Origin of the sequence: Maricaulis sp., assembly GCF_048270265.1 — a bacterium.
GTDB lineage: Bacteria > Pseudomonadota > Alphaproteobacteria > Caulobacterales > Maricaulaceae > Maricaulis.
The window spans coordinates 97,539-111,323 of sequence record NZ_JBLWTD010000002.1 but is presented as its reverse complement, the minus strand read 5'-3'; the positions used below and the strand labels follow the sequence as shown (position 1 = coordinate 111,323).

Here is a 13,785-nt window from a genome sequence, read left to right as displayed (position 1 = left end):
AATCGGAACAAGAGCCGCGTTTGGACAATACTCTACCATTGCCGCCAGGGCGCGCTACCCGGCGACAAACGAAAGAGTCGGTCTTTCTACCTCCCCATTTTCCTGGAAAGTCGATCATGCGTTTGCGTTCTGAGCCGGATGAAAAGCGTCGCACTCGTCACGGCTTCGGGCGGCAGATGATTTTGAAGAGGCCGACCGAAGACTTGCTACCGCGTCGTTGGTGCCGAAAAGCACCAAGACTCACGGATTGGATCTGATAAAATGTTTTGAGTGTTTTGAGTGTTTTGAGTGTTTTGAGTGTTTTGAGTGTTTCGAGTGTTTCGAGTGCTTGCAAGTCTGGCTTGGTTGCAGCGGCCAACTGCGTATCCGGTCGCGCGCCAAACGACCGTCTCTACCCCGCAGGGTGAAAATCGTGACTCAGGATCAGCTCTGTCCCGCATTTGTAGTGATCTTTTGTGATGTAGCGGGCCCAGCCGCGCCCATCATAAATGCGCTTAAGATCGCAAGTTCCGGTCGGTTGAAGCTGACGCCATAACCGTTTCCCTACCTCCAAGAAGTGATCAAGATTGGCTGGAGTCACGTCTTCGCCGTCAATCAATCGGATCGCCAAATGGAAGTGGATATTTGAGGCTTGGTGTTCAGGGACTACGAACGCGAGAAGCCGCTTGTCTTTGGGAAGTCGGCTCGGGCGGCACCTCCGAATTTCGTGCTCGAATTGATACAGCCACTGCGACAGCCGTTTCAGCGCAATATCAAGGTGCATCGACTTGTTGAAAGCCAAGGTAATGGCGACATCACAACGCTCCCCCTCGATCCACTCAATCACCGCTGTCCGCATCACGGGTGTGTTGAAGTCCATTCCGTAATCATCGAGTATCTGGTTTGCCACTTTCGTCACACTTACATTATATTTTCCGATTTCTTTATTTTATCAGATTGATATTGAGGTGTGTACGCTTGACGCATCCTAACAAACCCTATCACACCCCTCCCGCTAAAGACGAAACTGCGGCGCGGCGCACAACTATTTGGGGAATTTTCGGGGGTGGACTTTTTTAAGTGTTTGATTCAGTAGGCGAATAATGAAGAAATTTCCCCAAGGACATTGCATCCACGACATGTTTTGATTGCGAGGTCGTCATCAGGCGACGCTATCATTAACTTAAGTCGAGGAGACATGATGCAAACTGAGAAACGTTATCTGACAACCAAGCAAGCCGCCCGATATGTCGGCTTCTCATTCAAGACATTGGAGACATGGCGTACAACCGGTCGCGGACCCGAGTTCCTTCGGTTGGAGAATGGTCACATCCGATACGAGCTGAGGGAGCTCGACGCATGGCTCCATATCAACAGACCAGGTCAAGCGGCCTGACGACTGCCACATGAAAGCCGTTCCTTGATAGTTCGAGGGGCGGCTTTCTCTTACCCATATGGCTTTAATGACGGGGAAGTGCGCGTGTGCAGGCACCACCTGGGTCCATTGGGCGAAAAATATCTAGGACTTCGTCCTGTCAGGCTCGCGCCCATCTGACTTCCTGCAATTTTCCACACCCAAATTCGTCCGCAACGGCTCACACTCGGCTGTTTCCGTTGTGTTTCCGCGGGACAAATCTCGATATCGACCGAAATTTCTGATCGATATATTCATTTGATTTTAAAGGAAAAAATGGTGCACCGGGAGAGATTCGAACTCCCGACCCCTAGATTCGTAGTCTAGTGCTCTATCCAACTGAGCTACCGGTGCAGGCCATGTCCTCAAGGTCTATTGCCCCGAGGAGGCGCGGAACCTAACCGCGAGCCTTTGCGAAAGCAAGTACCGTGAACCGGCAAACGCAGACGTCTTGCACAGCGCCTCAGACCCGCTCTGCCACACCGGCTTGCGAGGCTGCATGAACACCACGTGCGACGGCCCGGGCAAGGCAATCTGCAGCGAGTGAACCGAGCCGCGCCAGGGTGAATTCGGCCGGTTGCGGCAGGTCCTGCTGTGCCGTCGACAGGGCGAAGACGACATCACCGTCAAAGGGGGTGTGCACCGGGCGGATCGCGCGGGACAGCCCGTCCTGGGCCATGATGGCGAGGCGCTGGGCCTGCCCCGGTGTCAGGACGGCATCGGTGGCGATACAGGCGATGGTGGTGTTCTCGCGGGCACCGGGATTGATCTTGGCCGCGCCCCAGTCTTCCGGTGTCGCCGACCAGTCCGCGGCCGGGCGGGCGCCGCCGAACTCGCCATCAATCTCCCAGGGCCAGGCCCAGTAGACATCACTGCCCGGCATGGTCACCGAGCCGAAACTGTTGACACAGACCAGCGCCGCAATGGTGATGCCGTCCGCGGTGACCAGGCTGGCTGAACCGGTACCGCCAGGGCGCGATCCGGCGCGGGCGCCAAAGCCGGCCCCGGCACGGCCCAGCCGCACATCAGCCGAAGCCGCCGCCAGCGCCGCCTTGCCGAGCTGGCGATAGGGCGGTTCCTCGCCCCAGGCCTTGTCGCCGCCATTGGCGAGATCATAGAGGATGGCCGAGGGGATGACCGGCGAGACCGGCACGCCCGGAGCCGGCATCAGCTCAAAGCCCCGCCCCCGGGCGCCGAGACTGGCTGCCACGCCGTCAGCCGCGGCAAGCCCGTAGGAGGACCCGCCCGAGAGCACTACCGCATCCACCGCATCGACCAGGGTATGGGCGGCGAGCGCATCGGTCTCGCGGGTGCCCGGACCACCGCCGCGCACATCGACGGCGCAGACGGCGCGCGCATCAGGCAGGATTACGGTGACGCCGGTCTGTACCGCAACGTCCTCAGCCTGGCCGACCTTGAGGCCGGCGACATCGGTCAGTGTGTTGGTTTTTCCCGGAACTGCCATTTAGGGCCTCTCATCTGGTGCCGCTTCGCGCTATCGTGCCCAGACTGCGACAGGGGGCAAGTACCATGATCCGTTTTCTGCTGTGTGCGAGCGCACTGGCATCGACTCTCAGCCTGGCCGCCTGCGGCGAAGCGGCGGAGATCGCCCCCCCGCCGGCGAGCGCCCCCGCTGAAACCCGAACCAGCCAGGCCATGGTCGCGGCCGCCAACCCGCTCGCGGTAGAAGCCGGGCTCGAGGCCCTGCGCGCCGGCGGTGATGCGGTGGATGCGGCGATCGCGGTGCAGAGCGTGCTCGGCCTGGTCGAGCCACAAAGCTCCGGCCTCGGTGGCGGCGCCTTCATGCTGTATTTCGACGCCGGGACCGGCACTCTCACCGCCTATGACGGCCGCGAGACAGCACCGGACAGCGCCTCGCCCGACCTCTTCCTCGACGAAAACGGCCAACCGCTGAGCTTTTACGATGCGGTCTTCTCCGGCCATTCCGTCGGCGCGCCGGGCGCCGTGGCGATGCTGGCCCTGGCCCATGGCGATCATGGCGAACTGGACTGGTCGGACGGTTTCGACGCCGCCATCGAACTGGCCGAAAACGGTTTCGCCGTCTCGCCACGCCTGCACGGGCTGATCGCCGGCACCGCGCCGCGCACCCCGCTCGATGAATGGCCCGCCTCGCGGGACTATTTCTTCCTCGAGGATGGCAGCCCCCTGCCCGTCGGCCATCCGCTGCGCAATCCGGCCTATGCGACAAGCGCCCGCGCCATCGCGGCCGACTGGCGCAATCTCTATTCCGGCCCGCTCGCCGAGGCGATTGTCACCGCGGTCCAGGACGAGCCACGCCCCGGCGGCCTGACGGTCAGCGATCTGGCCGGCTACCAGGCACTGCGGCGCGAGGCCATCTGCCGGCCCTACCGGCAATGGACAGTGTGCGGCATGCCGCCGCCGGCCTCGGGCGGTGTGACGGTGAACGAGATCCTCGGCCTGCTTGAGCCCTATGACATGGCGGCCACCGGACCGGAGACAGTCGAAGGCTGGCGCCGCTTCATCGAGGCCTCGCGCCTGGCCTATGCCGACCGCGACGCCTATATCGCCGATCCCGATTTCGTTACCGTCCCTGTCGAGGGTCTGCTGGCCGATGACTACATCACCCAGCGCGCCAGCCTGGTCAGAGGCACCACCGCCACACCCCATGTCGTGGCCGGCATCCCCGAGGGTGTCCATGTGCCCGGTTTCGACGCGACGCCGGACTCGCCCGGCACCAGCCATTTCGTGATCGTCGACAATGATGGCGATGTCGTCTCGATGACGACCACGGTGGAAAGTGTCTTTGGCAGCCATCGCATGGCCGGGGGTTTCTTCCTCAATAATCAGCTGACCGATTTCTCGCGCGTCCCCGTCGATGCGCAAGGACGGATGATCCCCAATGCGCCGGACGCCGGCAAGCGGCCGCGCTCCTCGATGTCGCCGACCATCGTGTTCGATGCCGAGGGTGAATTCGTGCTGGCCACCGGCTCGCCGGGGGGCTCCTCGATCATCGACTACACCGCCAAGACCCTGGTCGGCATGCTCGACTGGGGCCTCACCCCGCAGGATGCGATCGAATTGCCCAATGTCGTCGCCAATGGCGATGTGGTGCGGGTCGAGAACGGCATGGACCCGGCCATCCTCGCCGGGCTGCAGGGCCTCGGTTTCACGCTGGACGCCAATCGCGGCGAGATCTCCGGCATCCATATCGTGCGGCGGCTCGAGGATGGCACGCTGATCGGCGGCGCCGATCCGCGCCGCGAGGGTGTCGCCCGGCAACCCTGATGGAAGCACCAAAATCTCCACGCGGCTCGCCGCTGGAGGTTTGAGGTGGCCTCCCCTTGTTGGGAGGTGTGCGGGACGCCGGCGAATGCCGGTTAGCGCAATCAATAGTTGAGACATTCGAGACGTCCCGCACGTGGAGATTTACTCAGGTCCCTCGCGGGCCCTGCCTCGAAATGACCGTGGAAGATTGGTCGAGCCCTAATGCCTCACTTCCCCGATCATGGCCCCACCGGAACTCGGGCTGTCACGCCTCCGTGCGGATGGGCTCCACGCTCCCGATCGCCGCAAGTGACTGAGCTCACGCCTCCCGTGCGACCGGAACGGCTGGATTATGCGCGCACGTTTGCGGGGTGGGGATAACATCGCCAAAATATCGTCATCCCGACGAAGGCCGGGACCTCGATAGACCGGGCTCCGCGCTTGTCACGTCGAGGTCCCGGCCTTCGCCGGGATGACGTGGGATAATTGGCAGAGGGCGGGGATAAGCGCGTGGCAACGCGCAAAAACCCGGAAATCGCGGGAGCTCACGGCGCCATGGAAAACCGGACCGGACCGAGAGCCTGCCCCGTCGCGGCCTCTCCTTTTTTATTTGAAACGCCGCGCCGTGCACCGTCTAATCGGGGCCGGACAGGCGCTCTGGCAGGCGCGTGGCGGGGCTTTGGCGTGCGACTGACGTGGCCATGGCGCGCCGATGGCGTGGATCGGGGGCCGGTTCCTGTGGTCTTGGGAAGCCATTGGAACCCCCAGCCAGGCAGGAGTAAAATATGGCTTACAAGACAGACGCAGATAAGATCAGACGTTGGCGCGAGGAACGGCACTGGTCGCAGGAACACCTGGCCGAACTGGCCGGGATCGGCCTTCGCACCGTGCAGCGGATCGAGAATGGCGAACAAGCCTCGCGGGACTCGCTGACCGCGCTTGCCGCGGCCTTCAATGTCGAGGCGATGGCGCTGATGATCGACCCGGAGATCGAGGCGACGGGCATCGTCCAACGGCGGAATGTCAAAGTCAGAGCCGGCGCGCGCCTGATCCTGTGGATCCATTGCGCTGCCTATGGTCTCGGGCTGGTCCTGTTCACCGCCATCTGCCTGGCCGCGGGCAGTTTCGTGATGAAATGGCCCCTGGTCTGGTGGACGGTCGCATTGACGGCCCATGCCGTGACGGTGATCCTCATCGAACTCATCACCCGCCATATGGACGATTGAGGGCACCCGCCCGCTGAAGCAGGCGCGGCGGAAATACGGACATTGCAGCCATGAAAAAACCCGTCATCATCTGGCTTCTCAGACTGTGCGCCGCGCTGGTGACGGTCGGCAGCCTCTATCTTTTCGCCCCCTGGCGCGCCGCCATCGGCTATCTCATGCCCCTGCCGGCCACCGTCCAGGACCAGGTCGATGCCGCCCCCGATTACGGACTCGACGGCATCATCGTCTATGTCGACCGCGCCGGTCACGAGCCGGAATTCCATGCCGCGGGATGGTTTGACCGCGAGGCGCGCATCCCCGCCGATCCGCACGCCCTATTCAAGATCGCCAGCATTTCCAAACTCTATATGGCGACGGCGACCGTGATGCTGGTCGCTGACGGCCGGCTGGATCTCGACGACACCGTCGCCGACTACTTCCCCGATCTGGCGGGCCGGCTCGCCAATGCCGACCGGATCACGCTGCGCTTGCTGCTGCAGCACCGCAGCGGCATCCCCAACTGGGTTGAGGATCCCGATCGCTGGGCGATCACCTCGGGCGAGGTGAATGACTATCTGGCGCTGGTGTTTGATGATCCGGCCGAGTTCGAGCCCGGCACGCGCTATCAATACTCCAACACGAATTACCTGCTGATCGGCAATATCCTCGACCAGACCCTGGGCTATCCGCACCAGCAATTCATCCGCAGCGAGATCCTCGACCCGCTCGGTCTGACCAACACTTTCGCCTCGGTGGATGATGTCGATATCGAGCGCATCCCCGGCGGCTATGATCCGGGCTGGCCGGAGGAGAATTTCCGCTCACGCGTCCACCATGCCCCCGGCGGCACTATGGTCGCCAGCGCTGAAGACACCGGCATCTTCCTGCGCGCCCTCAATGACGGCTCGCTCCTCACCGACGAGGAACAGGCGATCTATTCCTCCGTCTATGAATACGGCCATACGGGCCTCGTCGCCGGCTATTCCAGCATCGCCCGCTACCACCCCGATATCGACGCCGTGGTGGTGCAGTTCGTCAATACGAGCGGCGGGAATACATGGACGGCGACGGAGGTGGTCTATGACCGGGTATTGCGGATTTTGCGGCGGGGGTAGCGCGAGTAGACGCTCAAATAACCTTCAACGTCGTCATCCTGACGAAAGTCAGGACCTCGACGCGATAAGTGCGGAGCCCGTGAAATCGAGGTCCCGACTTTCGTCGGGATGACGGGGCCAGGGTTGGAGAGGGCGGAGATTTGCCCCCCTACCGCTCCAGCTCCACATCCCAATACAGATAATCCAGCCAGCTCTCGTGCAGAAACTTGGGCGGGAAGCGGCGGCCCTGGGCCTGGAGCTCGTACATGGTCGGGCGTTGGGGCGGACGTTTGAGGGGCATGTGGGCTTCACGCGGGGTGCGGCCGCCCTTTTTCAGATTGCAGGGGCTGCAGGCGGCGACGATGTTTTCCCAGCTCGTCTTGCCGCCGGCGCGGCGCGGGATGACATGGTCGAAGGTGAGGCGTTCGGTGCCCGGTTCGCTGCCGCCATGGCCGCCGGCGCCGCAATAGGCGCATCTGAAACCGTCGCGCAGCCAGACATTATAGCGGGTGAAGGCGGGGGTGCGGTCGAGGGCGACGTAATCGCGCAGGGCCACGACCGAGGGGACGTGCATCTCGAAAGTCGGGGAGTGCACCACGTCCTCGTAATTGGAGACGATGGCGACGCGTTCGAGGAAGACATTCTTGACCGCTTCCTGCCAGGGCCAGGTCGAGAGCGGCCAATAGCTGAGCGGCTGGAAATCCGCATTCAGCACCAGACAGGGCCATCCCTGCGGGGCTTTAGCAAGCACCTGCATGGCCGCCTCCCCTTTGTGTCACGGCCCGGGGGCCGCGGGGGGAGGATGTATCCCGGACGATCGTCCTGAAAACGCACCTCCTTGGACTGGCCGTCCGCCCGAAGGCGAATCGGAACATGTGTCCTTGGAGAAAAGTTTACGCCTGTTTCGGTGACACGCCTATGACATCAAGGCCACAGCGGGTGCGTCACGGCGTAGCGGCGCGTGGCCCTCAGCGATAGCGACCCGACAACGCGGCCTTGAGAAAATGCTCGCCGAGCTGCAGCCCGTCCTGGCCGATCGAGTGCGGCAGGCCCTGGGAGATATGCCATTGCGCGCCGTGTCCGGCCTGGGCGAGATTTTCCAGCGCATCGAACATGAAACCGAGCGGCAGGACCGGGTCCTGGTCGCCATGGATCAGCATGACAGGTGGTTTGGAGCGCATCTCTTCCTTCAACTTCGGCCCGCCCGGCAGGGCGCCGGAAAAGCCGAGGATACCCGCCAGCGGCCGCTCGCGGCGCAGCCCGGCCTGCAGGGACAGCATCGTGCCCTGGGAGAAGCCGCACAGCACCAGATCGGCTTCGGTCAGACGGTAGCGCGCCAGTTCCTGGTCGATGAAACGGTCGATGACCGGCCCGGCCATCGCGGCGCCGGCCTCGATGCGCTCGGGGTCGAGATTGGAGATCGGGAACCATTGATAGCCATTCGGCGCGCCCGGCACGGCTTCAGGCGCATTCGGGGAGACCCATTGCACATGCGGCAGGGCGGGCGCCCAGTGCTGGCCCAGCCCGATCAGGTCATCGCCATTGGAGCCATAGCCATGCAGGAAAATCACCAGCTTGCGCGGCGGCTGTCCGTCACGCGGGGCAAGGCGGGGGCCATCAATCGGGGTCATGCATGTCTCCTGCGGGGGTGTCGGGTCGGAGATAGCCGGTTCCAGCATCCTCGCCAAGGCCACGCCGTGCTTGATACCAGCGCTATCTCGCGCTTAAGTCGTTTCAAAGCCGCATTCACCTGAAGGATCTGAACATGCTGAGCCTGATCGCCGCCGCATACTTGCAGCTCGCAAACGCCGATGCGCCGGCCCTGCTGCACTGGGCGGAGGAATGCGTGAAGCATGTGGACGATCTAAGCGATTTTGCGGAACCATTGCCCAGCCTGGTCGCGAGTGAACCCGAGCCGGAGGCGCTAGTGGCTTCATACAGCTTCCAGGACTGCATGAATGACCTCGCCGCACTGGGGTGGGACGGTGAGGCCGCGGCTGCGGCGATCCGGCCGCTCCTTGATCACCCGGATCTACTCGCGCGAACTGCAGCACTTCGGGTCTTGGGTCATTTCGGCGACACAGAAAGCTTGCCCGAAGTGCGCGAGCATCTCGATTCAGGCGACTGGTTTGAAACTCTGGCAGCGATTGATGCCATCGCTCTGCTGGGAGGCGCTGAGGACGTTGCCCGTCTGTCAGAACTCGCCGCGAGCCACTGGCTGCCGGGAGTTCGCGCTCGCGCGTGGGCCGCCGCCAGCCGGTTTCGATACAATCCCAGCCCGGATTCCGAGCGAGGCTCCGTTCCTCTCGACAACCCGTCCCAGGACGAGAGGTTGGCGCGGCGTCTTCCAGAGCTGGGATTTTACCGCCTTCCGACACCGAGATGGGATGTCTGCCCGTCGGAGGCGTTCCGGTTTCGCGACAGGGTCATCTCACGCCAGGCGGCGGCCACGCGCCCGGCCTATGGGGAACCAGCCTCGCTTGAAGTCTTGAACGGTGAGTTTCTCTATACGGACGAAGGTGAGTTCGGTGGCGAACTGGTTTGGCGCGAAGGCGGCGTCGATCAACGCCTCATACCGGACAACATCAAGGCCCTGATTCCGCTGGGCGACCGGACATTTATCGCCGTGACCGGGCTCGCGCACCTCAGTATCGATGAGGGCACCCTCTATCGGGTGAGCTCCGGGGGAACGGGCTGGGATGTGACCGAGATTTCCAGCCTACCGAGCGTGCCGCATTGGGCCGCGCCGATGAGTGACGGGTTGATCGGCGTTCGCACAAGCGTCGGCTTCATCGTCGCCAGTCAGGACGAGATCGTCGGCATGGGACAATGCGAACCAGGGCCTTTGGCCATGCCTTTGCGCTAGAAGGTTTTGACTTTGCAGCGGATCGGGGCTTGCCTCGCCCTCCAGCTGTCTGAAACTAAGCCATGAATTTCGTCACACGCTTCGCCCCCTCGCCTTCGGGTTATCTGCACCTCGGCCATGCCTTCTCGGCCTGGACCGCCTGGCGTGCGGCCTGTGACCATGACGGGCGTTTCCTGCTGCGCCTTGAGGATATCGACACCACGCGGTGCAAACGCGAATTCGAGGCGCCGCTGTTTGACGATCTGATCTGGCTCGGGCTCGACTGGGAAGAGCCGGTGCGGCGCCAGAGCGAGCATTTCGATGACTACGCCGCCGTGCTGGACCGGCTCAAGGCGATGGGCCTCGTCTATCGCTGTTTCAAGACGCGCAGCGAAATCCTGGAGGATATCGCCCGCGCACCGCACGGTGTCGGCGAGGTCTATCGCGGGCCCGTAACGCCCCTGTCTGCCGATGAAGAGGCGGCGCGTCTGGCGGCGGGCGAGGCCTATGCCTGGCGGCTGTCGCTGGATCGCTGCCGCGATCATCTCGGGGAGCGCTTTGGCGCCATGCGCTTTGTCGAGGAGGGCGTCAGCACCGTCAAAGACCAGGGCGCGCGCGAAGTGGTGGCCGACCCTTCACCGCTCGGCGATGTCGTGCTGGCGCGCAAGGATGTCGGCACCAGCTATCATATCGCCGTGGTGCATGATGATGCGCTGCAGGGCATCAGCCATGTCATCCGCGGCGAGGACCTGTTCGAGCTGACGCCGCTGCACGTCTTGCTGCAGACCCTGCTCGGCCTGCCCACCCCGATCTATCGCCATCACCGCCTTTTACTGGATGAGACCGGCAAACGCTTCGCCAAGCGCGACCAGGCGGCCACCCTGCAGGCGATGCGGGAAAGTGGCGCGACCTCGGAGGGGCTGCGCTCGATCTTCCGGCGCTGAAAACCGGCACCAGGGCATGCCCCGTCATCATGCCGCAGCTCGCTGAGGCCCCTCGAACTAGGCAAGCGCCGTCTGAGCCGCTATCACGCCTCCCATGTTCTTGCGTGATCTTTGGTATTTCGGAGCGCTTTCGAGCGAGCTCAAACCGGGCCAGCATCTCCATCGCGAGCTGCTGGGCGAGGCGATATTGTTTGGCCGCGACCATGAGGGCCGCGCCTTTGCGATGAAGGATGTCTGCCCGCACCGCGGCATTCTCCTCTCCGGCGGCAAGATGCAGTGCCATGAGGGCGAGAGCCAGGTGGAATGCCCCTATCATGGCTGGCGGTTCCGCACCGACGGCTCCTGCGCCGCGATTCCCTCACTGACGGCCGACCAGGCCGAGGCGATGGATCTGTCCAGGATCCGCACCCGCACCTTCCCGCTGCACGAGGACCAGGGTCTGGTCTGGATCTATTACGGGTCCGACGAGAATCCCGAACCGACGATCGCGCCGCCGAAACTGGATCTGCCCGAGGGCGAGAAGCCGCGCATGGTGATCCATGACGTCTTCAACTGCCATGTCGACCATGCCGTGATCGGCCTGATGGACCCGGCGCACATCCCCTTCATCCACCGGCAGTGGTGGTGGCGTTCGGGCAGTTCCGTGCACGACAAGGCGAAACAGTTCGGCCCGGTCGGGCGCGGTTTTTCCATGCTGCCGCATGTGCCGTCGAAGAATTCCTATCTCTACGCCCTGCTCGGCGAGCCGCAGACGGAAATCCGTTTCGAGATCCCGGGCCTGCGCACCGAATACGTCAAGGCCGGCGGCAAGCATTTCACCGGCTTCACCGCCGTGACGCCGACCAATGAGAATTCGACCGCCATCACCATCGTCGTCTACTGGGATCACCCGCTCCTGCACATCACGCCGAATTTCCTGATCCGCAAGGGGATCGAGATCTTCGTCGGCCAGGACCGCGAGGCGGTGAATGCGCAGCAGATCGGCCTCGCCTATGATCCCGACCTGATGCTGATCCACGATGCCGACGTGCAGGCGAAATGGTATTTCGCGCTGAAACGCGCCTGGACGAAGCATCGCGAAACCGGCGAGCCCTTCGTCAATCCTGTCAAACCCGCCACCCTGAGATGGAGAAGCTGATGGCTGTCGATCTGCTTACCGGACTGCTTTACGTCGCCATGCTCGCCGTGGTGATCGTGCTCGGCTTCGGCATTTTCACCCTCTACCGCTCCGGCGATGAGGCACGCTCGCGCTCGAACAAGCTGATGCGCCTGCGCATCGTGCTGCAGTTCTCCGCAATCGTGCTGATCGTGCTGATCTATTTCGCCAAACAGCACTGGGGCGGCTGAGCCTGGCGCCTAGTCCGGCGCCGCCAGCAGAGCCTGGAAGACCGGCGCCATCGTCGGTGCGACCTGGTCCACACGGCCATCATTGAAGGCGATGACGACGGCGCGATCAGCTTGGGGGTCCATGACGATCTGCACGAACCACATCGTGTTCGATCCGGCATGCCGCAAACGGCCATCCTGTATCCCCCAGCCGAGGGCGTAATCGCCGCCGAAGGGCGGTGTGTGCAGGATCTGCCAGCTTTCGGCTGTCAGATAGTCACCGCCCTCGCCGCGATCCCCGGCCATGTGGGCAGCCAGATAGAGCCCGAGATCACCCAGTGAGACATGCACCGTTCCCGCCGGGCCGAGCACGGGCGGATTGTCGGCGCGCGGCCCGGGCGGCACGGCCGTCAGCCCGCCGAGCATGCCTGAGCGGTGGCCGCGCGGCTGGTCGAGAACATCGCTGCGGCCCGGAGGCCCGAAGCCGCCCGTTTCCATCCCCAGCGGCTCGAACACCTCGCGGGTCATCAGGGCCTCCCAGCTTTCGCCGGTGGCCTGTTCAATCATCGCCCCGGCGACGACATAGCCGGCATTGGAGTAGAGGAATTCCGTCCCGGCTTCGGCTGCCGGCGCGGTGCGCAGGATGCGGGTGGCGTAATCGAGACGCTGCTCCGGCATCGGGCGCCCGCCGGTGCCTTCCATCTGGAAGCGGATCATGTCGACCATGCCGATATTGGCGGGCAGGCCGGCGCGATGGCTGAACAGGTGGCGGAAGGTGAGATCGGTGTAGGCCGGATTCATTTCCCCGACCACATCGCCCAGGCGTTCGCCGATGGTATCATCCCAGCTGATCACACCCCGCTCGACCAGACGCGCGGCCAGCGTGGCCGTCATCGCCTTGGTGTCGGAGCCGATATGCCAGAGATCATCCGGCATGACCGTCACATCACTGCCCTCGGCGCGCACACCGCTCACACCGATGCGCGCCGCGCCGTCCTGCCAGAGCATCACGGCGACGGCCGGCGATCCACTCGCCTCGCGCGCCTGCTGCGCCAGGGCTGCGAGTTCGGCATCATTGGCCGTCGGCTGGGCCAGCGCGGCGGGCGCTGTCAGGACAGCCAGTGCGATGGCAAAATGTCGGATCATCATCTCGTCTCCCGGATCTGTGTCGTCATGCCCTGATGCGAGGCTCGCGCCGCTGCCGCTGAGGCGCTAGTGTCGGGCCATGGTCAAGCTCAACAAAATCTACACCCGCACCGGCGATGGCGGTCAAACGCGCCTCGGTGACATGTCGATCACAGTCAAACACGATCCCCGTGTCGATGCCTATGGGGATGTTGACGAGGCCAATTCCTCCCTCGGCCTGGCCCGCGCCGCCCTCGGCGGCGGCCATGAGCTCGATGCGGTGCTGAAGCGTATCCAGAACGACATGTTCGATCTGGGCGCCGATCTGTGTGTGCCCGAAAGCGATGAACCGCTCGGCTTCGAGCCGCTGCGCATCACCGAAGGCCAGGTGACGCGGCTCGAGCAGGAGATTGACGCGCTCAATGCCCGGCTGTCCCGGCTCAATTCCTTCATCCTGCCCGGCGGCAGCGAGGCGGCTGCGCGGCTGCACCTGTCGCGCACCGTCTGCCGCCGCGCCGAGCGCAAGGTTTCGGCCCTGGTCGCGGGCGGTGCCCGCATCAATCCGGCGGCACTGAAATATCTCAACCGCCTGTCCGACCTGGGCTTC

The 13,785-nt window shown here is 63.5% G+C and carries 14 protein-coding genes and 1 tRNA gene; 9 read left to right on the top strand and 6 right to left on the bottom strand.

Annotated elements, in window-relative coordinates:
* Window positions 1–391 precede the first annotated feature (391 nt).
* Window positions 392–889 carry a hypothetical protein gene (locus ACN0YF_RS02210; protein WP_417493163.1) on the bottom strand — a complete coding sequence of 166 codons (498 nt, stop codon included), beginning with the start codon at window positions 887–889 and terminating at the stop codon, window positions 392–394.
* 288 nt (window positions 890–1,177) lie between these two features.
* On the opposite strand from ACN0YF_RS02210, the gene ACN0YF_RS02205 reads away from it, so the two are divergent.
* Window positions 1,178–1,375: a helix-turn-helix transcriptional regulator gene (locus ACN0YF_RS02205; protein ID WP_417493161.1), complete on the top strand. Its 198-nt coding sequence runs from the start codon at window positions 1,178–1,180 to the stop codon at window positions 1,373–1,375.
* 295 nt (window positions 1,376–1,670) lie between these two features.
* On the opposite strand, the gene ACN0YF_RS02200 is transcribed toward ACN0YF_RS02205, so the two are convergent.
* Both ACN0YF_RS02200 and ACN0YF_RS02195 read right to left on the bottom strand, forming a co-directional pair.
* Window positions 1,671–1,747: transfer RNA gene (locus ACN0YF_RS02200), tRNA-Arg, on the bottom strand.
* Between the two features lie 109 nt (window positions 1,748–1,856).
* On the bottom strand, window positions 1,857–2,858 hold the full coding sequence (locus ACN0YF_RS02195) for a P1 family peptidase (RefSeq protein ID WP_417493159.1): 1,002 nt from the start codon (window positions 2,856–2,858) through the stop codon (window positions 1,857–1,859).
* Window positions 2,859–2,923: 65 nt separating this feature from the next.
* On the opposite strand from ACN0YF_RS02195, the gene ACN0YF_RS02190 reads away from it, so the two are divergent.
* The 3 genes from ACN0YF_RS02190 (at window position 2,924) to ACN0YF_RS02180 (ending at window position 6,959) form a co-directional block, all read left to right on the top strand.
* Window positions 2,924–4,660 carry a gamma-glutamyltransferase family protein gene (locus ACN0YF_RS02190; protein WP_417493158.1) on the top strand — a complete coding sequence of 579 codons (1,737 nt, stop codon included), beginning with the start codon at window positions 2,924–2,926 and terminating at the stop codon, window positions 4,658–4,660.
* Window positions 4,661–5,424: 764 nt separating this feature from the next.
* Window positions 5,425–5,865: a helix-turn-helix domain-containing protein gene (locus ACN0YF_RS02185; RefSeq protein ID WP_417493157.1), complete on the top strand. Its 441-nt coding sequence runs from the start codon at window positions 5,425–5,427 to the stop codon at window positions 5,863–5,865.
* 50 nt (window positions 5,866–5,915) lie between these two features.
* Complete coding sequence (locus ACN0YF_RS02180) at window positions 5,916–6,959, top strand: serine hydrolase domain-containing protein (RefSeq protein ID WP_417493156.1); 1,044 nt, start codon at window positions 5,916–5,918, stop codon at window positions 6,957–6,959.
* A gap of 148 nt (window positions 6,960–7,107) precedes the next feature.
* Here ACN0YF_RS02180 and ACN0YF_RS02175 read toward each other — a convergent pair whose 3' ends face one another.
* Together ACN0YF_RS02175 and ACN0YF_RS02170 are read right to left on the bottom strand one after the other, a co-directional pair.
* Window positions 7,108–7,695, bottom strand: a complete 588-nt coding sequence (locus ACN0YF_RS02175; RefSeq protein ID WP_417493155.1) for an HNH endonuclease — start codon at window positions 7,693–7,695, stop codon at window positions 7,108–7,110.
* A gap of 211 nt (window positions 7,696–7,906) precedes the next feature.
* Window positions 7,907–8,569 carry an alpha/beta hydrolase gene (locus ACN0YF_RS02170; RefSeq protein ID WP_417493154.1) on the bottom strand — a complete coding sequence of 221 codons (663 nt, stop codon included), beginning with the start codon at window positions 8,567–8,569 and terminating at the stop codon, window positions 7,907–7,909.
* Window positions 8,570–8,703: 134 nt separating this feature from the next.
* On the opposite strand from ACN0YF_RS02170, the gene ACN0YF_RS02165 reads away from it, so the two are divergent.
* The 4 genes from ACN0YF_RS02165 (at window position 8,704) to ACN0YF_RS02150 (ending at window position 12,074) form a co-directional block, all read left to right on the top strand.
* Complete coding sequence (locus tag ACN0YF_RS02165; protein WP_417493153.1) at window positions 8,704–9,804, top strand: HEAT repeat domain-containing protein; 1,101 nt, start codon at window positions 8,704–8,706, stop codon at window positions 9,802–9,804.
* Window positions 9,805–9,866: 62 nt separating this feature from the next.
* Window positions 9,867–10,727: a tRNA glutamyl-Q(34) synthetase GluQRS gene (gluQRS, locus tag ACN0YF_RS02160; protein ID WP_417493152.1), complete on the top strand. Its 861-nt coding sequence runs from the start codon at window positions 9,867–9,869 to the stop codon at window positions 10,725–10,727.
* Between the two features lie 94 nt (window positions 10,728–10,821).
* On the top strand, window positions 10,822–11,865 hold the full coding sequence (locus tag ACN0YF_RS02155; RefSeq protein WP_417493151.1) for a Rieske 2Fe-2S domain-containing protein: 1,044 nt from the start codon (window positions 10,822–10,824) through the stop codon (window positions 11,863–11,865).
* Window positions 11,865–12,074 (top strand): twin transmembrane helix small protein, encoded by a 210-nt coding sequence (locus ACN0YF_RS02150; protein WP_417482916.1) that lies wholly within the window; start codon window positions 11,865–11,867, stop codon window positions 12,072–12,074. The genes ACN0YF_RS02155 and ACN0YF_RS02150 overlap by 1 nt, the downstream gene beginning before the upstream one ends.
* A gap of 9 nt (window positions 12,075–12,083) precedes the next feature.
* On the opposite strand, the gene ACN0YF_RS02145 is transcribed toward ACN0YF_RS02150, so the two are convergent.
* The gene (locus ACN0YF_RS02145) at window positions 12,084–13,199 is read right to left on the bottom strand and encodes a serine hydrolase domain-containing protein (RefSeq protein WP_417493150.1); all 1,116 of its coding nucleotides are present in this window, start codon (window positions 13,197–13,199) and stop codon (window positions 12,084–12,086) included.
* A gap of 79 nt (window positions 13,200–13,278) precedes the next feature.
* Between ACN0YF_RS02145 and ACN0YF_RS02140 the strand changes: the two genes are divergently transcribed.
* Window positions 13,279–13,785, top strand: a 507-nt coding sequence (locus tag ACN0YF_RS02140) for a cob(I)yrinic acid a,c-diamide adenosyltransferase (RefSeq protein ID WP_417493149.1), incomplete at its 3' end; no start/stop codon positions are given.